Origin of the sequence: Cytobacillus solani, assembly GCF_006704205.1 — a bacterium.
Taxonomy (GTDB): Bacteria; Bacillota; Bacilli; order Bacillales; family Cytobacillaceae; genus Cytobacillus; species Cytobacillus solani.
On the sequence record NZ_CP041305.1, the window covers coordinates 1,466,081 to 1,486,016 of the forward strand.

Below are 19,936 nucleotides of genomic sequence, written 5' to 3' on the forward strand. Positions count from 1 at the left end.
TCTGCATCTATCGATTATTTTCTTTTGAGCATCTTCCCAGCCGTTTTCCTGAAAAAGATCATTCCAGGCTTCGGATCTTGCCAATCCCAGATGGCATAAGCTTTTTTCTTGAAAAGCGATTTAAAAACTTCGCCTTTTGTCAATTGACCCGTTCGAATATAACCCTTTATCGCTAACATATCCTCATAAGCGTACCAAAATACACGATTTTTATCTTCTTTCACTGCTTTTGGTGGAAGTGGAGAACCTGTTAATTCGCGGTAGGTAATATAAGGAAAATTAACACCAACCTTATACAACAGATTGTTTAGGTTTGTAATTCTCGCATTAATTTCGATTAAATAATACTTCCCTGTATCCGCGTCTTTCTTAAACTCAATTTCAGCAAATCCTTTAAACCCAATTTCCTCTAAAAATTTTGCTCCGATTTCATAAAGCTCAGGAACATATTTTTGCTCTGTATAGACAGAGGCACCAAAATTGATTGGATATTGACGATGCTTTTGACAGGTTACCCAGTGGGTTACCTTTGAATCTTGGTTTAAATACGCATCAAATGTGTACATATGATCATCGAAACCAGGAATAATCCGCTGAACAATAACTTCTAAGCCTGCTTTTTCTGCTTTTGCTAAAGCTTCTTCCAATTCCTCTTTATTATGAACCTTAAATATCTTTCTCCTAAAAGTGGCTACAAAGGTAGGGGAATCCGTCGGCTTCACAATACAAGGATATTTAATGATCGTATCGATTTTCTCAAAAAAGTTCTCTTCATTCACTCGAACCGTTTCTGGTACTAGCATTCCTTTTTCCATTGCTAGTGCATGAAGGGCTTCCTTATTCATAACTTGCGAATACAAGCCTTTCTTCGTTTGAGGAATTAGATAGCTTTCTTTCAGTTCATCTAAGTACTCATCGATTACTTCTACATATGAATCATGACAAGGGATAAGAACTGGCTTTTCATTTTCCTTGCTCGCATATTCCTTTAAAAATTGCACGAAAGCTTTTGTTTCTTTTTTATAATGAGGAGCAATCAGCTGCTCCGAACAATACTTCGATTCTGCCCCGTATGTATCAGCTCCAGCATAATCCACTGCAACTGTATGTATTCCATTCACACCCAAACATCGGATGGTACTCAAACCTATATAATAATTACACCCTAAAATAACTGCTTTATTCAACTTATTCATCTCCTCGAATATCTATTATAACGACATTCATCAATATATAGATATTGACACAGAAATACGTAACCATGCAAGAGATAATACGGAATTTCGAACAAATAGCACAGGTATTTTATGGTTTGAAATACAATCTTCACATGTTAGAAAATTGACTACATTTTCGCTCAATTTAAATAAAAGCGGAAGCGCCTTGATCATCGCCGTACAAACTGGAAGGGCTCTTCCTTTCGATAAAGGCAACACGGTGAGCGTGAGCGAACCTATGTTGACGCAATCGTTGCGGAGGAGACCTGAAGTTTGATAGGCGATAGGATGCTTGCGCTAGACAATTCTCTAACTAAAAAGTTATAGTTTCGTATCTTTCAAAAAGAGCACACCCATTATGGATGTGCCCTAACTTCCTGAAGAGGCGGCCGCAGTAGCCGCAGCAGTCACAGCTGCAGCCGATGCCTGCTGTGCTTGAATCATCGCATGAATCGCTGTTGTCAGTCCAGCAGACGCATCAATGTAATCCTGTGATACAAAGGTTGCGGCTACCGTAATAGCCATCTCCTTATACCATTTAAATTCCTTCATTTCTGCTAGTTTGACAGCAAGGCTTGCTGCTTCCTTAATTTTCCCTGTAAGAGCAATGACACCAAGAGCAGGATAATGAACTTCCTTCACCTTTAGACCGCGACGGATAAGTTCCTCTTTTGTATAGATGACGTCTCTCACTAATTCGTGCTGAAAGTCTCCACACATCACAAGCATATTAGCCAAGAATTGCAGATTGTTTCCCTTCCATAGTCCCTTTTCGTTCAGCCCTCGGTAATAACGCTCGGAAATCTCAATTAGTTCTTTTACCCTTCCATCCCTTTTGGCTATAATCACAGCCGCCGGGTAATCATCATAAGAAGTAAGGAAACGGTGATGCTTTTTCATTTCTTCATATATCGCACTGATCCGGCTTGCATCCATTTCTTCATCTAATAAATATGCAGCAATATATGTGAACGCAGATGAACGCATATTTGCCTTTCGTAATATTTGATAATTATGATGTAAGCGGCTAATTTCCACTTCTGGATGGCTATCCTTTGCCATAATTAGACCAGTCATTGGAAAATATATCCCTCTTAGCGGCGAAAACATAGATGTACTGCTTTTCACAAGATCAGAGACTTTAATAAAAGCATGTCCATCAATTTTTTGTCCTTTTGCAGCAAATTGAGCAGCTGTCATAAGTACAAGCCGGCGATCCATCCAATTTCCTGCTGCTCGACGCAGTACTTCCACATTCTCTACAAGTAATTTTTTCTCCAATATCCATCACTCCGATCCTTCTCTATTATTTTCATTTACGAAAAATCAGAAAAAAAGTTCCCATATTTTGAATCTTTCTGTTATACATTTTCGTCTTAAAGGTTGAAACCCATTATTTCTCAGACATTTATAAATTGCATAGCAAATAAATATACTTACATGTATACTTTTGTTTGCAAGGTTTAAAGAAAATTGAATTATTTAGTTAGAGGTGCTTTTGTATGCAAAAGTGGGATTTGAATCTAAAAAAACATATTTCCTATCCTTTTATACTCATTATGCTTGTGCTATTTATCAAAATTACGGCATTTCAAATGGTCATTTTTGATAACAAGTCTATTTTCCATATTGTTCTCATTGAATTTCCCATGTGGGCACTCATGGTAACTGGTCTTCTTCTTATTTTCAAAAAGCGGAAATGGCTTTCAATCTGGCTATTTAATCTATGCTTATCTGCACTTTTTATCGTTATTATGTATTACACAAGGTATTTTTCAACCGTTCCTTCCTATTATGATGTTAAACAAATATACCAATCCAATTCTGTAGGAGGAACAGTCGCATTGCTTGGCAGCCCATATGACTTTCTATTTTTCTTAGATGTTGTGCTAATTCTGCCGCTAATTTGGTATTTTACTAAAATGTCTGATCCGCTTTCCTTTCAATCAGCTAAAAAATGGGCTATTGCCTTTAGCTGCGCAGGACTAGTTACTACAGTAATTGCGTTTTTCTATCCATTAGTGGATGTTTCTTACTTTGCCAAGAAGCATGGTTATATTCAATCCCAATTTGTTCAATTATATGAACGTGGAATTGGTACTGCCCTTGCAAAGAATGACCATTTATCCGATAAGGAATTAGAAAAATTAAAGGGAAATGTTTTTCTTCCTCCCTCCGAACATGAAACATTCGGCCTTGCTAAAGATCGCCATGTATTTACAATTCAGGTAGAGTCCTTGCAGGAATTTGTTATAAACAAATCGATTAAAGGGCAAGAAATAACACCAAATTTAAATAAACTTCTTAAGGACAGTGCCTATTTTGATCATGTTTATCAGCAGATCGGGGCTGGGAATACGTCAGATGCTGAATGGATTATGCACACTTCCCTTTACCCTGAGGGAATGGATCCAACAGTAAATGTCATTGATGGCAGTGATATCCCTTCCCTTGTACGTACATTGGAACGTAATGGATATGGAACATCTACTTATCATGCTGATGATATTACATATTGGAGCCGAGATAAGTTATATCCTGCTCTTGGATTTGACTATGTATATACAAGCGAAGATATTCCCAACAAGAATGAAATTGGGTTTGGACCAGCCGACGAAGTATTGTTTAGTTATGTAGAAAAGCAGCTTCCAGGTCAAATGGAAAATCATCCGCGCATGTACTCAAATATTATTACATTAACAAGCCACACCCCTTTTGAAATGCCAGATGAATACGAATATCTTAACTTGCCAGATTCATATAAGGATACGTATGTTGGGAATTATCTCCAATCCGTTCGGTATACTGATGAACAGATTGGGAAGTTTATTCAATCATTGAAGGAACTGGGCATATATGATCAATCACTCATCCTCATTTACGGGGATCACTCAGGCTTACATGGGGCACCAGTGACAGAGAAGGATGAACAGCTTTTAAAAGAAATGCTTGGGCATGATTACAATTTACATGACCGTTTTGTTGTCCCTGTTATATTTAACGCACCCGGAATCTTTAACGGGGAAACACATTCCCAATTAGGCGGCCAAATTGACCTTATGCCTACGTTATTAAACCTGCTTGGAATAGAGCATGATTCGCAAATGATTGGCCATAATCTTTTTCAATACAAAAAAAATCTGCTCGGAATGCGCTATTACATGCCAGGCGGTTCATTTATCAGTAATAACACTTTATACACAGCACCAAGTGCTAAACTTCCTGCGTTATTATATAATCGGGAAACGATGAAGAAAACGAAGAACACGAAGAATATGCAAAAATATATTGATAACACATTACAAATTATGCAGTATTCAGACTTTATTAGAAAAGAACAAGAGAAGAAATAAACACCCCGTATGCAGTCTCTATCTGGAGGCTGCATTTATTTTTTTATGACCGAATGCCCACTTCCAAACAAGTAAAAATATGGTATAATCATTACAGTTTCCTTCATTAACAGCTACTTTATCTTTCTAACAAATTATGCTTTATAAAAACAAATAGATTATCATATTCATAAGGAGGTCATTCGAATGCAAAGATATCGAAGAAGAAATACAACTGCATTCACCGTATTAGCCTACTTTACGTTTTTTGCAGGCGTGTTTCTATTTTCCATCGGTCTATACAATGCCGATAATCTTCAACTGAACGAAAAAGGTTATTACATTGCTGTTATGATTCTAGTTGCAGTTGGAGCGATTCTTACTCAAAAGGTTACAAGAGATAACGCTGAAGACAATGAAATCATTGCAGAGCAAGAAAGAAAGCAAAACCTTAATAAAATTGATTAATTACGTAAGGAAGACACAAACCCATGTGTCTTCCTTTTTTATATTTTTTTAAACATTGGATAAAACTAAGTACTTAATTTCATTTAAATTTAATTTAATTGTTGAACAATTTGCTAATTTATATCATAATATATATATATGAGCATATATTCATATAATAAAATAGGAGGCATCAATTATGGGACATCACCACGGTCATTCACATGGTCATAATCACTCACACGGTCATACAGGAAATAAAAAAGCTTTATTTTTGTCTTTTCTACTCATTGCATCTTTCATGATTGTTGAAGTTGTTGGGGGCTTATTAACAAATAGTCTCGCACTTCTTTCAGATGCAGGCCATATGCTTAGCGATGCTGCCGCATTAGGTTTGAGCTTGTTCGCAATTAAGCTTGGAGAAAGAAAAGCTTCTGCCTCAAAAACATACGGATACAAACGGTTTGAAATTATTGCTGCAGCATTAAATGGGCTTACACTCATTGTGATCTCCGTTTATATTTTCTATGAAGCATACCAGCGTTTTTGGAATCCGCCTGAAGTGCTTAGCGGAGGAATGCTGATTATTTCAAGCATTGGTTTACTAGTTAATATTATTGCAGCATGGATTTTAATGCGTGGGGATAAAGATGAGAATCTAAATGTTCGCAGTGCTTTCCTTCACGTAATCGGCGATATGCTTGGCTCAGTAGGAGCAATTATTGCCGCTTTGCTGATGATTTTCTTTGGCTGGGGAATTGCGGACCCGATCGCAAGTGTCATTGTTGCAATACTCATCTTAATCAGCGGATGGAGAGTAATGAAAGAGTCTTTCCATATTTTAATGGAAGGAACACCAGCAAACCTTGAGATGGACAAAGTGAAATCATCTTTATTAAAGATCCCAGAAGTAGCAGAGGTGCATGATATGCACATATGGTCGATTACTTCAGGCATGCCGATGCTAAGCTGCCATATGGTTATCGAGGGAGAAGGTGTTCACGATACCATTCTCCACCATGCACAATCCATTCTCCATGATGATTTTGAGATTGAACATAGTACGATTCAGATTGAAAAAATAGAGCATGGCTGCCCGAATCATCATGGAAGCTGCAATTAATGATGATTCGCATGCTCGATCGTTTGTCTTAAAATATCCATTACATGCTCGTCATCACATGAATAGAATAGGGAAGTTCCTTCTCTTCTAAATTTAACTAAACGTAAGTTTTTTAGAAAACGAAGCTGATGGGAGACAGTTGACTGCAGCAAGGACAGTTTTTCAGCAATATCGTTCACGGAATGCTCGCCCTCAAATAACAAATGCAAAATGCGAATCCTTGTTGGATCTGATAATGCCTTAAACGTTTGTGAAACTATGAAAAGAGTTTCTTCATCAAGTTCTTTTAAATGAAAATGCTGATCTTTTTCCAAATGAATCATCCTCCCTATCCCTATTATAACAATACTTGAAGAGGAAAAAATCATGGGCTTATGTAAAACCCATGATTTTTTTATATTATTCGCCAACAAAGATTACGGACATTTCTGTTCCTTCAATTAATTCCAGGTTTTTCGGAATACGCATGTACAAATATGGACTGTTCACTATAATATGGCTTCCTTTTTCCCTAGCACCAGTAAATTGATTGATCGTAAATTCATTTTTCACTATGGAAACTTTAACTTCTCTCTCTTTCGGTGGTTTAATCGTTAAGATATTATTCTCTAGCACATAGCTGAGTGGTTCACCAGCCATATCGGTGAAATCAAGTGTATCAATTGTCAGTGCACCAGCAAAACAGAAAACCTCTATTTTTCCGTCATCCACTTGTTTTCTCTCCACATGTAGTTCAGGAACGTTCCCATAGATTGTATCAATTTCAAGTGTCTTCCCTTGATAATTGTCAAAGTTCTTTTGATTGACTAGGTACTTCTCATCAATGTCTTCAATCCTTCCCGCTCTAAGTGCTTTATGAAGTTGATTATCCGCTTGACTGATCTCCTTTTCACTGACGGTTTCTCGAGCATGTAATTTTCCATCTGCAACAAATGGTGCAGCAGCCATTGAAAGAAGCAGCACACCCACATAAGTAAAAAGAAGCCAATGAGTTATTTTCACAGTAACAAACTTTTTGCGCTTATTAATTGATAGGAATGCAATAGCAAGTGCAACCAGTAATATAGGAATGATACTACTCATCTTCTAACCTCCATCCGATTCAAAATAGCAATGGAAGTAAAAAAGAATAAACAACTGGTCAATAATATCTTTAAAAGCAATAAAAGAAGGGATGGCTCAAAAAAGTAGAATTTAAAGATACTTGTTAAGAATGGCTCCTTTTGAACACTCGTTTTAAGCAGAATAGTACCAAAGAATAAAACAGGAACGAAAAGGATAAATAGTTTACTGACTTGAACTAACGTTCCTACTAAATAGCCGAATGCACTTATGCAGAATACATATAAAATGGTCATACTTATCCCAAGCGCAAGTTCCCTAAATCCGCTCTGAAAGCTGTATAACTGCTCATTAAAAATAAAATAAGCAATAATTTTCAGCAGGTTGTTTGCAAGCATAGCAGTAATTCCACCAATGATACTAGCTGTTAGTAAAAATATTATATTTGCAAGGCTACTGCTTAAACGATTTGTCACATAAGTAAAATCTTGATTTCGATAAGGCTTTGTAGTAATTATAATGGCTGTTACGAAAGCCCAAATCATTGTAAAAGCAATAACTAAGTCTGCGGAATAATACTTAACTTCAATACTAAGATAGCCTGAGGAGGCAAGCGTTGAACCAACACCGCCTAAAGAAAATAGCAAAGCTAATAATTGAATCCATATAAGTGAACTGAAAGAGTCGATATTTGCTTTTAGTTTAAAAAGATACTGTTTTTTTACAATATCCACTAAATTAGCGATCACTAAAGACATTGTCAATTCCTCCTTTCGATTCACTGGTTAAGTAGACACATAGATCACTTGCGGAAACAGAGGTAATCTTTAATCCTGCAAGACTAGCTTTCATAAGTGAAGGCTCATCGAAATCATTTTTCACCACTGCGTACAACGTATCTGCACCTATTTGATTCTTGTAAATCAGCTCTTTTTTATCCGACCATTCAAGAACAGTTGCAGTTGCGCCTTTTATACCAATCGCCCATTCTTTCAGTTCTTCCATTGGCATATGCAAATGTTTTTTGCCATCGTTTATCAGAAGAATATCTTCCAGTAAATCTTCTATTTCATCTAAATGATGACTAGAAAGTATAATTGTACGTGGAAAAGCCAGATAATCCTTGAGCAGCGCTCGGTAAAAGTCCTTTCTAACTACTGCATCCATACCTGTTGTCGGCTCATCAAAAATCGTTAACGGACATCTTGCTGCTAAGCCAACAATCATATTGAAAGTACTCGTTTTCCCCTTAGAAAGCCGCTGATGATAAGCCTTTCGATCAAAGGAAAAGTAATCAAATAGGCGTTCCGCCAAATCCATATCCCAATTTGGATAGAAACTACCCGCAGCTTCTAATAATTCGTATAGCTGCAATGCTGGTGGAAAGCTCATTTTATCATCGACAAAAATGGAGTGTGCAGACACATTTAGGCTATTAAATGGCCTTTCTGAAAAAACTTGGATCGTCCCAGAGGTTTCTTTGAGGAAACCTCCTATTATTTTCAACAATGTTGTTTTCCCTGCCCCATTTCGTCCAACCAGTCCTGTAATTTTATTTTCTTCAATAGAAAAGGAAAGTTGATTTAAGGCATTTTTCCCTATATAGGCTTTCGTTAAATCTTTACACTCAATAACCTTCATTGCTCCCCCTCCTCGTTTTGAACGGCCTTTATCATTTCAATTAATTCATCTTCACTCATTTGCAAACGAGCAGCCTCTAAAACCACTTCTTGTACTAATCGCTTCAATGTTTGGTTCTTCCGTTTGTTTATTATCATTTCTTTCGCATTTACTGAAACAAACATCCCAAGCCCCCGCTTTTTAAATAGGATGCCTTCATCAGCAAGCAAGTTAAGTCCCTTTGCTGCTGTGGCAGGATTTATCGTATACATTTCCGCTAACTGGTATTGGGAATACACCTTTTGGTCACTTTCAAAGTGGCCTTTCATAATCTCTGTTTCAATCCATTCTGCGATTTGCACATAAATAGGCTTCGTTCCATCCGTATTAAGAATAGAGATCGCCCCCTTCCGATATAGTGCATTACTGTTGTAATGTAGTATATATTATATTTCTAGAATATTCAAGTTCCCCACTCAAAATATTAGGTGCTACTATTGCGAGATGATTGGTATTGCATCCAACTGATTTTTCTGATAATATAAATTCCTTGTCACTCACGCTCCTATGTTTTTCTCCATTGCGGCTGAATTTGTAAATGGAAAGGAGATTCAAATGTCATTTCAACAACAGCACCCCGATTTTCAACATGAAGTTCAACGTCTAGACTTTACAAAGAAGTATATTGATGTCGTTATTAAGACGGCTGAAACGAGCAAGGACCAATTTCTAGAAAATATGAAAGAAGCTTTTCAAGATACGGATGCGCTCGAATCCAGCATGAGCTATTTATCCCTTTTAACCAATGCACGATTTTTTGAAATGTCCCGTGAAGAATTGAAAAATTTAAAGGTTGCGAGAAGGAAGCCATATTTTGCAAGACTTGATCTCTTACGTGAAGGCTTGGAAGAGAAAGAAAGCTTATACATTGGAAAAACGTCTTTATATTCGAGGGAGAATCAAGAACAAATTATTGTGGATTGGCGATCGCCGATTGCCAATCTGTATTATGAAGGACGGCTTGGTGAAGTTCATTACGAATCATATGAGGAAAGCTTTAATGGCTATTTATCCCTAAAACGTCAGTTCATGATTGAGGATGGGCAGCTTGATGAAATTCGTGATATTGATCTAACAACAACCGATGAGCTTCTGCAGGAATCACTTTCAAAAAGCTCAAGCAACCGACTTACAGAAATTATCTCCACAATCCAGGAGGAGCAGAATAAAATAATTCGGGCTGACTTAAATCGCCCAATTATTGTACAGGGTGCTGCTGGAAGCGGGAAAACAACGATTGCTTTGCACCGAATTAGTTATTTCATTTATCAATATAAAGAAAACTTTGCTCCTGAACAGCTGATGATTTTGGCGCCAAGCCGCCTCTTCATTGACTACATATCAGAGGCACTGCCGGAATTAGGCGTTGAGAAAGTCAGGCAAACGACTCTACAAGACTATATACAGGCATGCATTGCCCAAAAGCTGAACATTCAAGATGATGACAAGCTTGTACGCCTTTTGGAAAACTCAAATCACAGCGAAACGGAAATCGCAGCATGGGCATCCTCCATAAAAGGCTCCCCTGTCTTTCATCGAATATTAACTAACTATATTACTAGTATTTATGAATCCTTTTATCCTTCAAAGGATTTTACTGTCGATAAATTTCGGCTCTTCAGCTACAAAAAATTCATCCAACTTTTTAAGGATGACTATAATTATCTTCCTTTATATAGAAGATTGGAAAAGCTGAAAGCTGTCCTACAGAATGATCTCGCTAAGAAAAAGAAAAACATGATAGATAAAATCGAAACGTATTACGATGACCGGATTGAACGGGCAATCTATCGAGGGAAAGATCCAGACAAAAGAAGGCAATATGTATCTGATGCACTTGATAAAAAGGCCTTAAGACTTGCAGAAATAAAAAAGGCCATTAGAAGTGCCGTTTCTACTTATATGAAGCAGTTTCCAAAAAGGACGTTAATTCAATACTATCATTCTTTGTTCAATGATCCGAAGCAGCTTTACCATTGGGCAGAAGGTCAGCTCTCTGAACAAGAAACCCAGAATCTCTGCCAATATAATAGACAGCTTTTTGCAAAAAAACAGTTCGAGAGAGAAGATCTTGCTCTTTTGCTGTATTTACAGGTACACCTCTTCGGAATACCAAAGGAACTGAAAGCGAAAAATATCGTCATTGATGAAGCACAGGACTACAGCTTTATGGAGCTGCTCTCTCTGAAAAAAGCACTTGATACAGACATGTTTACACTTGTAGGCGATCTTGCACAGGGAATTCATTCCTATCGAGGACTGACATCATGGGAAGAGGTAGTGAATAATATTTTTCCGCGGGCAACATATACAGAACTGCAAAAAAGCTATCGTACGACTGTTGAAATTATGGAAAAGGCAAACGAGCTTCTGCGGCTGCTCCCCTACTCTTTCCCTGTTGTAGAACCAGTTGTCAGACACGGGGAAAGCCCAAAGTTTATTAAAAGAAAAAACGGAAAAGAACTCGTCAGCCAAATTGAACAACAAGTGACCCATTTAAAAAAAGAAAATTATAAAACGATCGCAGTCATCGGGAAAACAATGAAAGACTGCCGGCTCCTTTACAGCCTTTTCAAAGAACATTCCCATGAGTCTGTTAAATTACTGGAAGAGCAAGAAAAAATCCCTAAAGATGAAATGGTGATTGTTCCATCCTTTTTAGCCAAAGGCTTGGAATTTGATGCGGTTATGATCGTCTGTGTAGATGAGACATTTTCAAGTGAGTCAGAACTAGATATCAAGCTGCTTTATGTAGCAATGACAAGGCCTTTGCATCGCTTGTACTTTTACGGTGAACGAAAGGAAGACTTCATAATTTAGTTTTTCCTTAAGTAAAAGTGCCTGCCACTCTATATTTTTAGTAGCAGGCGCTTTTCCTATTCTTCTTCATCCTCTTCCCAAAATAAATCATCCAATGTTTTTGACAGTGCCTTACAAATAGCCACACATAAATTCAAGCTTGGATTATACTTCCCTTGCTCAATTAGCCCAATTGTTTGTCTTGAAACCCCTACAATCTTGGCTAAATCATCCTGTGATAAATCTTTTGCAACACGTGCTACCTTTAATTTTATGTTTTTCATTGCTTCCCCCCGCCTTTTTAGACTGTCATTCGTCTAAATCCTTTTCAGTTGCTTTTATACTAGCCTTCTTGGCAACGGAAAAGCCGCCAGCAAATAATACTAAAAAGAGCGGAAGATAGATCATTAGTGTGGCAAAAAATACGATGACAAAATAAAAGATGCTGTTCAATAAACCACTTCCATATACTATTGCACTTCGAATCCCAAAAAATAAACCTATAATTACACCTAATCCCAAACCAATATACACATTTTTTGAACTCATAGGGACTTTGCTGTTTCGATCATGAAGCTCCACTTCATCCGAAAAAATTCCTATGCTTGCTGCACGAACCGTATAGTAAATGCCAGACACGAATAAAATGATTAATTCAGTGGTAACTATCTTTGCATCTATCCCATACAGATAATACTTAGTAACAATTGAAATTAAACAAAGTATCATCACAATCGTGTAAATTTCCTTATAGATTTTGTTTTGCATATTGATCATTCGTTCGTCAGCTATTTTCTGTCTTTTACTTAGCCATTTCATGCTCATTCACTCCCTTAACAACTTCCTATATATCCTATTATATATTATTAATTACAAAATGCAACATATATATTACATTTTAATTTATATAAATTGCATTATCTATCCAACATAAAAAGAGTCTATTTTGTTTAAAAAACAAAATAGACTCTAAATTATTTTTTCCTTCGTATCTTCCACATGGGCTGAGGTGATTCTATTTAAATTAACGATTTCTTTAAATTACGCAAATAGTTATAGCGAATAAAGAAGAAATAAACAATCTGTGCAGCAAGAAAGCTGGCAAGAACAATGACTACCTCTCCTGCAATCGATAATGTAAAGTAGCTTTGCAAAGCCATAAACGCAAATCCGCTATGAATAAAGGCAACCACAATAGGAACAAAGAATAGCAATGCTAACTGGCGAGTCACAATCTTATTCAATTCTTGGTCGGTTAAGCCTATTTTCTTGATGGTTAAATATTGACGGCGGTCATAATCTAAATCCGCATAGAGACGGAAGTAAAGGAAGCTCCCTGCTGTGATAAAGAAGACTGCGCCTATTAATAAGGCAACAAATAACATCATCTTAAACATGCTCATTTGTATATTTAATAAGGTACCGCTGACTGTCATCGAATAGGAACTATCATCAGAAGGAAAGGCAACTCCATCTTTCACTAAATTGTTTGCAATACCTAACGTTTTCTCAATATCCTCTATATAAAATCCGGTAAATAACTCTGTACTTACTGGTGTAAGTTTTTCATATAATGGATCGCTTACGACCATTCCTTCATCATAAACAAGCTGCCAAGGCAATACAACATGCTCTGTTGAGCTTTCAGGCTCCAGCTTTATATCTTCCTGTTTTAATATAAAAGATAAAAAATTGGAATTTCCGAGGGATGATGACTTCATTTCCAGTGCATCTTGCTCTGCTAGAGGTTTTTCGGTAAAAACATATCCTGCTGCCTCTGCAATTTTTTTATAATTAGAGAAAGAAATGACAGCCAGTTCTTCAGGTGGATATAGAGCTTCTGAAGATGAAGATGCTATTTCAACTATTTTTATTGGCACTTGATTCTTGTGATAGCTCAGTTGTTTCTCTTTTAACTCTGACTCTATTTGTTCTAAATTCCTTTGATGAAGCGGCTCCTCATCCATCGCAATATAACTGATTTCCGCAGGATACTCAGTATCAATTTGCTCATTCAGCACATTCATTGAAGCAAGTGTCCCAACGGCACAAAATGCTACTGTCGAAACAATAGTAACCAAAAAAAACATCCTGGCATTATCCTTCAAACGATAGGCCAGACTAGAAATCGTAATTATATTTGTTTTATTCCAAAACAGCAATCGATTTTTCTGCACTAATTTCGTCATAAAAACTGATAGCTGGGTGAAGAAGAAGTAGGTTCCGATTATTGTCATGCCAATGACAGGCAGCATGCGAAACAATAATGAATACACCGTTGCTGTTGCAGCTAAATAATAGCTGACTAGCAGCAGCACGGCTGAAACCACTGAAAGGAATACCGATGTTTTCGGATCCTTTTTCGGCTTTTCTCCTGCCTGAAATAAATCGATTAATTTATTCACTCGGACAAGGATAGCTGTAAATAAGGATATGCAGAAGAATAAAATTAAAAAAGCGCTTATTGTTATGATTAATACCTTTGTTGATAGAATGAACGGCAGTGGTTCAATTCCAATCATTCTCGAACCAATCATTAAAAAAAGCTTCCCCGTGATTATTCCAATACCTATCCCTGTTAGAATAGATGCGATCCCAATAAGCATATTTTCCAAAAACACCATGCGATTTAATTGACTTCTCGTCATACCATGCATCATTAATATCCCAAATTCACGCTTTCGCGATTTTAGAAATGTGCTAACAGAATATAATACAAATAAAAAGGAAAAAACATACATAATCACTTCTGCCGCTACCATAAGCTGTACAGCAAGCGAGGCAGTCACCCCATTTTTAATATCAGGGTGAAAGATAAAAAGTGCATAGACAAAGAAAATGAGCACGGAGAAGGCACTGCTTAAAAAATACGCCGCATATGTCCGCTTATTACGGATGACGTTTCTAAAGACGAACTGTGGAAAGGTCATGACTATCCCCTCCTAACAATGCGAGCATATCAATAATTTTTTGGAAGAAAGCCTGACGGTTATCCCCGCGGTAGATTTCATTATATAATTCTCCATCTTTAATAAAGATGACTCGATGACAAAAGCTCGCAGCAACAGCATCGTGAGTAACCATTAAAACAGTCGCCCCATCTTCCTCATTCAACGCTGTCATCGTCTCCATAACATCCTTTGATGCTTTTGAATCCAAATTTCCAGTTGGTTCATCAGCTAAAATGAGTGAAGGTTTATGAATAATCGATCTCGCTATCGCTGTTCGCTGCATTTGCCCACCAGAGATTTCGTATGTCCGCTTTTTCAGAATTTGATCAATCCCTAGTTTTTTTGCAACTTGCTGAAGTCTAGCTTCCATCTCTCGAACACTTACACCATCAAGTGTAAGGGGAAGAACAATATTTTCCTCCACCGTTAATGTATCAAGCAGGTTAAAATGCTGGAAGACAAAACCAAGCTCACGTCTTCTGAATAAAGCTGTTTCTTTTCGATTGAGCACGTGCGGATTTTTGCCTCCAATAAATATCTCTCCCGATGTTGGACGGTCAATCGTTGCTATTAAATTTAAAAGGGTGGTTTTCCCGCTCCCGGACGGGCCCATAATCCCGACAAACTCCCCTTTTTCAATGGTGAAATTTATATTGTTAAGTGCTTTATGAGCCACTTTTCCTTCATAGATTTTTTCTATATGTCTTACGTCTAGTACCGACATACCGTTCACTCCCTGTTCATTTGTAGCATCATTGTATCTTGAAAACTGTAGCTCGTGCTATGTGGCTAACTTACAGTTAGCTTACAGACTTGTAAGGTAGCTAATCCTTAATTGTCCACCCCAGCATACATAAATGAAAAAAGTGCCTTCACGCGGTGCTGGGCATCGCGAAAAGACACTAGAAGATGATGCGTACAGTAGTCCCATGATTAACTTTTGATTCAATTTCGATTTGGTGGCCGAGTTTTTCACAGATTTGTTTTGCCAAGTACAGCCCCATTCCGGTTGATTCCTGAAAGTTCCTCCCGTTTTCTCCAGTAAAATACGGATCAAACACACGGAGAATGTCACTACTTGGAATTCCAACACCTTCATCTTGTATTTCCAATATCCTATTTTTGCCTCGACTGTACTCTCTAAAGTATACCTTTCGATTTTCCTCCACCGTATAGCGGATCGCATTCGTAATCAATTGTGTTATTACAAATGACAGCCATTTTTCATCCGAGACGATTGTTGAATGAACATCTATTTGAATGGATGGAAAAATACGCTTGCGAATAAATAAACGTTTTTGGTTTGAGGTAACCGATCTTACAATGGATTCTAAATAGAGGGTTTCTACATAGAAATCTCGTTCAAATGTTTCGAGCCGCGCAATATATAAGACCATTTCCAAGCCTTTCTTTAGGCGATCAATCTCATCAGCAATTGCCTTAAACCTTGGGTCGTCCTCTTCCTGAATCATTAAATGAATAACTGAAATCGGTGTCTTCATCTGGTGAACCCACTGATTAATGAACTGAATATGATCTTCCAGCCTATGTTTATAAGTATGTAAGTCTTTTTTATACTGACTATATTGATTTTTCAATAGCTGCTGTAAACCTTCAGTCAGTGGGGAACCTGCTCCTTGTGGTTCATTCACTAATTCGTCTATCGAAGTCAGCGTTTTTTCTAACCGCTGATAAAATCCTTTATTCCGTATATAGCGATAAATAAGGTACCCTGTAAGTAGACAGAGGCTCAGTACAGCAGCATACACACTCACTGCCATATTGCGATAACCATCGAGCCAATAAACAAGTAAGATTAGGAATAATTGCATGACATAAATAAGAAGGAGAGGCATTTGTTCCCGGAAAAATAACTTCATTCATCATGCCCCCAGTTTGAATTGAAACGATACCCTTGGCCGCGAATGGTTTGAAGTGCATTACTTATATGTAAAGCATCTAACTTTTTTCGAACACGTGTGATATACACGTTCAATGTATTATCGTCAACAAATGCCTGATCATCCCAAATTTTTTCTAATAATCGATCCCTGCTGACAACACGTTCTGATTTCTTCATTAATTCATCCAAAATTTTTGCCTCTGTATGACTCAGTTCAATGTTTTCATCATTGAACGTGAGAATCATTCGCTCTACATCAAGCTTTAAGCCTCCCACTGTAATAGTTCGGCCATTTTGAGAGGTTGCATATGAACCATATGCCCGTCTAAGATGGCTATTAATTTTAGCAATAACAATCTCAAAGTCAAACGGTTTCGTGATATAGTCATCCCCTCCGTTTTCCAGTGCCATCACTTGATCCATTTTACTATCACGTGCAGAAATAAATACGATGGGGCAAGTAGATAGATTTCTGATTTGACGGCACCAATAATAGCCATCATATTTCGGCAAATTTACATCCAGCAAAACGAGGTGTGGCTCATATTGTTCAAATTGCGATCGAACAGCATCAAAGTTTTCAACAGTCTTTACATCATAGCCAAATTTATTCAGATGCTCTTCTAATAAGCTAACAAGCTGCTTGTCATCTTCAATGATAAATATTTTAAACATCGCTACTCCCCTTTTCTTCTTTTAAAATTGTATCAAAAAAATAGAAGATAGCCTAAAAGCTACCTCCGATGAATTTGTAACCAACTATATATTTCGCTTTTTCTAGAAATGAAGCTGTAACCTCCCTTTCATTATTCATAGAGGTGCCCTGAGGTGAAAGGTAGGAAAAAAGCTGTCCCTCGTATATTAAACTGAATTTCTCACAGTTTGCTAAATCATTCGGTTTTACTAGGCTTGGGTGTTTACTACTAATTGCGATCCCGCCAGAATTTAAAATAGTCGCCACAAATTCCGAACAAAAGAAAGCTTTTTTTCTATTAATTTTTTTATTTAAAAGAACCCCAAAAAGACCAATAAAATTATATTTATACGCTTGCTTTTCAACTTCGATTTGTCTAACTCCATTAAGCATCTGTTTATATTCAAATTCTGAAACAGAACATTTGTAAACTGCACATTTTGCTTTCCTGAACAATTTCCCGTTCATATCTTCCTTTACAAAACCACCGATAAATGGGTTGTTTGCACGTTTTCTGCCAAAGCTATATGTTGTATCTAATTCTTTTGTAAAGGAAATGGAAGCATGATTTAATGGGTATTTCGTAAACCTTCTAATCATTTTAGTGAATAATGTCCCTGTATCTGTAAGAATGATATACACTTCCATTTCTAATCCCCCTTGTAGCAGCTGCTAAGCTCTCATATAATTTTAACGTATCTATTCTTAATTCTATATTCCTATAAATCCCTTATTTGCAGAACAATCGCGAGCTCTATCTTCATCTAGGACTAGAGTCTTATTATTAATAAAAACGCTTAAAATGGCATTAAAGTTTCACTTTTGATTATTTTCAGTATAAAGAAGAATATATAAAAAAAGCTTAAGAAAACTCTTAAGATTTTCTTAAGATTCCTAAGCTTTTTGATTTTCTTTTTACAATAGTAAATACTTGTATAAATGTTAGATTAATTCTCTCAAGTTACTTTATGGGCAGCTTTCTTAAATGGGTTTTATTCTAAAAAAGACTTTCGAAGTATGTTTTTGCTGCCCAATTACTTTCTTCAGTTTAAACACACTGATGCCTGCAATCATTAAAGTAAGTCCGACCAATTTGTTTATTGTAAATGAAATAGTTTCAAATCCAAACCAACCAAATGTATCAATAAGCACTGCAATAAAAAGCTGAGCTACTAGAACAATGGAAATTGCATAAGCTGATCCGAGCATACGAATCGCCTGCATTATACAATAGACAACCCCTACCCCAAGGAATCCACCTAATAAATAGATCTTATTCACATTTCCAACAGAAAACAGCTGTGTGTCGTCCATAATGATAAAAATTGGGAAAGATGTAAATAAACCTAACCCCAAGACTAAAGTAGTTGTCGCCCACATACCAACCTTTTCACTTACTCTTGTATTAAAGACCGTCTGCAGGCTAATGAATACACCAGCCATTATAGCAAACAACATTCCTTTCATGTTTCTCTGCCTCCTGCCTTATTCATAAATATTTCCATCAGCAAGTTTCTTCAGTCGCTGTATATCCTTTATATACAACGAACCTTTTTTTCGTTGTATAATCCCTTCCTTGCTTAGTTTGTGAATGACTCGATTTAAGTGACGGTAGCTTGTACCAATAAGATCTGCGATATCCATCAGATTTGATGTTTGCATTTCACTGTAAAAAAAGAGATCCTTCTCTTTCTGTTGACAGAGACAATAAGTAGCTTGCAAGGCGTATATCAACTGGATAGAGCATGTTTAAACTTGTGGCATGTGATTCCGTATAGAATTTTTCTGTGACAATTGCTAGTAAAAATTTCAGGAAATCAATTTGATTCGTTTCCATCCCTCTTAATTCGGCAAAATGAACACCAATAACTAGCCCTTCACTAACAGCTTCAACCGTGTTAAATACCTCTGTTCTTTTTACATATTCTATATCCCCAATTACAGCCAATGGTGTTTTGAAACGTACAATTAACGTCTTACCTTCTGGAGATGTTGTGAAAATTTTCACCTTCCCCTTCACAAGGAAATACATATGCTGAATTTCTTCTCCCTTTAAACATAAGATTTCTCCTTGCTGAAAGTGATAGAGAGACATTTTTCTTTTCACTTCTTCTGAAAAAATTGGATTCAGCCCAAACTGCTCTAGACATTCTAATAACTGATTTTTATCTATTATTTCCTTCACAATTTTCTCCTTTTTACAATTTAAATATAGTCACTCCTGCTATCATCATAACCATTCCGATTACTTGATGAATCGTAACATGAATTTTGTTCATACCGAAAAGCCCCTTCGCATCCACCATAAAGGCACATAGCAGCTGGGCGATTAACAGTATAGCAATCGCTAAAGACATGCCAAGTAGATTAATCGCTGTCATTTCTCCAACAACAATTACAACACCAAACATTCCTCCAAGCACATATATAAAAGGAACCTCTTTAAATCCCTTTCTTCCATCCCGAACAAATAAATAGATAATGGCAGAAAAAGTTAACCCAACGAGATGAACCATCGTGGTTGTATGCCATGGGCTAAGCTCCTCACCTAGTCTTGAATTAAATACACCTTGCAGAGAAATGAATATCCCAGCAATAATGGCAAATAAGACACCTTTCACACTTTCTCCTCCTAACATTTCTTTCTATTAAAATACAGAAGGAGAATACAAAAAAGGACAAATGTCCCTTTGTATAATAAAAGAGGCTCCATTTCTATCTAGAAAAG

Annotated in this window: 22 protein-coding genes; 4 read left to right on the forward strand and 18 right to left on the reverse strand. The window is 36.9% G+C overall.

Going from position 1 to position 19,936, the window contains the following annotated elements:
- Positions 1-14: 14 nt before the first annotated feature.
- Together FI644_RS07355 and FI644_RS07360 are read right to left on the reverse strand one after the other, a co-directional pair.
- Positions 15-1,187, reverse strand: a complete 1,173-nt coding sequence (locus tag FI644_RS07355) for a carboxylate--amine ligase (RefSeq protein ID WP_379998211.1) — start codon at positions 1,185-1,187, stop codon at positions 15-17.
- 399 nt (positions 1,188-1,586) lie between these two features.
- Entirely contained in the window at positions 1,587-2,498 is a 912-nt protein-coding gene (locus FI644_RS07360) for a DUF4003 family protein (protein WP_053477926.1), read from the reverse strand.
- A gap of 221 nt (positions 2,499-2,719) precedes the next feature.
- Here FI644_RS07360 and FI644_RS07365 point away from each other — a divergent pair, with 221 nt between their 5' ends.
- The 3 genes from FI644_RS07365 to FI644_RS07375 all read left to right on the forward strand — a co-directional run bounded on the left by FI644_RS07365 (position 2,720) and on the right by FI644_RS07375 (position 6,119).
- Entirely contained in the window at positions 2,720-4,570 is a 1,851-nt protein-coding gene (locus FI644_RS07365) for an LTA synthase family protein (protein ID WP_053477927.1), read from the forward strand.
- A 186-nt stretch (positions 4,571-4,756) separates the two neighbouring features.
- Complete coding sequence (locus tag FI644_RS07370; protein ID WP_053477928.1) at positions 4,757-5,017, forward strand: YiaA/YiaB family inner membrane protein; 261 nt, start codon at positions 4,757-4,759, stop codon at positions 5,015-5,017.
- Positions 5,018-5,195: 178 nt separating this feature from the next.
- Positions 5,196-6,119: a cation diffusion facilitator family transporter gene (locus tag FI644_RS07375; protein ID WP_053477929.1), complete on the forward strand. Its 924-nt coding sequence runs from the start codon at positions 5,196-5,198 to the stop codon at positions 6,117-6,119.
- On the opposite strand, the gene FI644_RS07380 is transcribed toward FI644_RS07375, so the two are convergent.
- The 5 genes from FI644_RS07380 to FI644_RS07400 all read right to left on the reverse strand — a co-directional run bounded on the left by FI644_RS07380 (position 6,116) and on the right by FI644_RS07400 (position 9,163).
- Positions 6,116-6,442, reverse strand: a complete 327-nt coding sequence (locus FI644_RS07380; RefSeq protein WP_053477930.1) for an ArsR/SmtB family transcription factor — start codon at positions 6,440-6,442, stop codon at positions 6,116-6,118. The genes FI644_RS07375 and FI644_RS07380 overlap by 4 nt on opposite strands.
- A 76-nt stretch (positions 6,443-6,518) precedes the next feature.
- Positions 6,519-7,202, reverse strand: a complete 684-nt coding sequence (locus tag FI644_RS07385) for a hypothetical protein (protein WP_053477931.1) — start codon at positions 7,200-7,202, stop codon at positions 6,519-6,521.
- A complete protein-coding gene (locus tag FI644_RS07390; protein ID WP_053477932.1) occupies positions 7,199-7,939 on the reverse strand; it encodes a hypothetical protein in 741 nt (246 codons plus the stop codon). Before FI644_RS07390 ends, FI644_RS07385 begins: the two co-directional genes overlap by 4 nt.
- Positions 7,920-8,822 carry an ATP-binding cassette domain-containing protein gene (locus FI644_RS07395; RefSeq protein WP_053477933.1) on the reverse strand — a complete coding sequence of 301 codons (903 nt, stop codon included), beginning with the start codon at positions 8,820-8,822 and terminating at the stop codon, positions 7,920-7,922. Before FI644_RS07395 ends, FI644_RS07390 begins: the two co-directional genes overlap by 20 nt.
- A complete protein-coding gene (locus FI644_RS07400; protein WP_281176483.1) occupies positions 8,819-9,163 on the reverse strand; it encodes a GntR family transcriptional regulator in 345 nt (114 codons plus the stop codon). The genes FI644_RS07395 and FI644_RS07400 overlap by 4 nt, the downstream gene beginning before the upstream one ends.
- Before the next feature lie 253 nt (positions 9,164-9,416).
- Here FI644_RS07400 and helD point away from each other — a divergent pair, with 253 nt between their 5' ends.
- Positions 9,417-11,681: an RNA polymerase recycling motor HelD gene (gene helD / locus FI644_RS07405; RefSeq protein WP_053477935.1), complete on the forward strand. Its 2,265-nt coding sequence runs from the start codon at positions 9,417-9,419 to the stop codon at positions 11,679-11,681.
- 56 nt (positions 11,682-11,737) lie between these two features.
- Here helD and FI644_RS07410 read toward each other — a convergent pair whose 3' ends face one another.
- From FI644_RS07410 to FI644_RS07455, 11 genes are all read right to left on the reverse strand, one after another.
- Positions 11,738-11,944 carry a helix-turn-helix transcriptional regulator gene (locus FI644_RS07410; protein WP_053477936.1) on the reverse strand — a complete coding sequence of 69 codons (207 nt, stop codon included), beginning with the start codon at positions 11,942-11,944 and terminating at the stop codon, positions 11,738-11,740.
- Between the two features lie 25 nt (positions 11,945-11,969).
- Entirely contained in the window at positions 11,970-12,479 is a 510-nt protein-coding gene (locus FI644_RS07415) for a DUF6773 family protein (protein WP_053477937.1), read from the reverse strand.
- A gap of 200 nt (positions 12,480-12,679) precedes the next feature.
- Complete coding sequence (locus FI644_RS07420; protein ID WP_053477938.1) at positions 12,680-14,590, reverse strand: ABC transporter permease; 1,911 nt, start codon at positions 14,588-14,590, stop codon at positions 12,680-12,682.
- The gene (locus FI644_RS07425; RefSeq protein WP_053477939.1) at positions 14,565-15,335 is read right to left on the reverse strand and encodes an ABC transporter ATP-binding protein; all 771 of its coding nucleotides are present in this window, start codon (positions 15,333-15,335) and stop codon (positions 14,565-14,567) included. The genes FI644_RS07420 and FI644_RS07425 overlap by 26 nt, the downstream gene beginning before the upstream one ends.
- 178 nt (positions 15,336-15,513) lie before the next feature.
- Positions 15,514-16,491 (reverse strand): sensor histidine kinase, encoded by a 978-nt coding sequence (locus tag FI644_RS07430; protein ID WP_053477940.1) that lies wholly within the window; start codon positions 16,489-16,491, stop codon positions 15,514-15,516.
- Positions 16,488-17,189, reverse strand: coding sequence for a response regulator transcription factor (locus FI644_RS07435; RefSeq protein WP_053477941.1), 702 nt, complete (start codon positions 17,187-17,189; stop codon positions 16,488-16,490). The genes FI644_RS07430 and FI644_RS07435 overlap by 4 nt, the downstream gene beginning before the upstream one ends.
- A gap of 52 nt (positions 17,190-17,241) precedes the next feature.
- Complete coding sequence (locus FI644_RS07440; RefSeq protein ID WP_075209068.1) at positions 17,242-17,856, reverse strand: hypothetical protein; 615 nt, start codon at positions 17,854-17,856, stop codon at positions 17,242-17,244.
- Between the two features lie 333 nt (positions 17,857-18,189).
- Complete coding sequence (locus tag FI644_RS07445; protein WP_142108203.1) at positions 18,190-18,675, reverse strand: DMT family transporter; 486 nt, start codon at positions 18,673-18,675, stop codon at positions 18,190-18,192.
- Positions 18,676-18,693: 18 nt separating this feature from the next.
- Positions 18,694-18,870, reverse strand: a complete 177-nt coding sequence (locus FI644_RS26795) for a helix-turn-helix domain-containing protein (protein ID WP_321172075.1) — start codon at positions 18,868-18,870, stop codon at positions 18,694-18,696.
- A 1-nt stretch (position 18,871) separates the two neighbouring features.
- On the reverse strand, positions 18,872-19,393 hold the full coding sequence (locus tag FI644_RS07450; RefSeq protein ID WP_231690152.1) for a Crp/Fnr family transcriptional regulator: 522 nt from the start codon (positions 19,391-19,393) through the stop codon (positions 18,872-18,874).
- 13 nt (positions 19,394-19,406) lie between these two features.
- Positions 19,407-19,829 (reverse strand): DMT family transporter, encoded by a 423-nt coding sequence (locus FI644_RS07455; protein ID WP_053477943.1) that lies wholly within the window; start codon positions 19,827-19,829, stop codon positions 19,407-19,409.
- Positions 19,830-19,936: the final 107 nt, after the last annotated feature.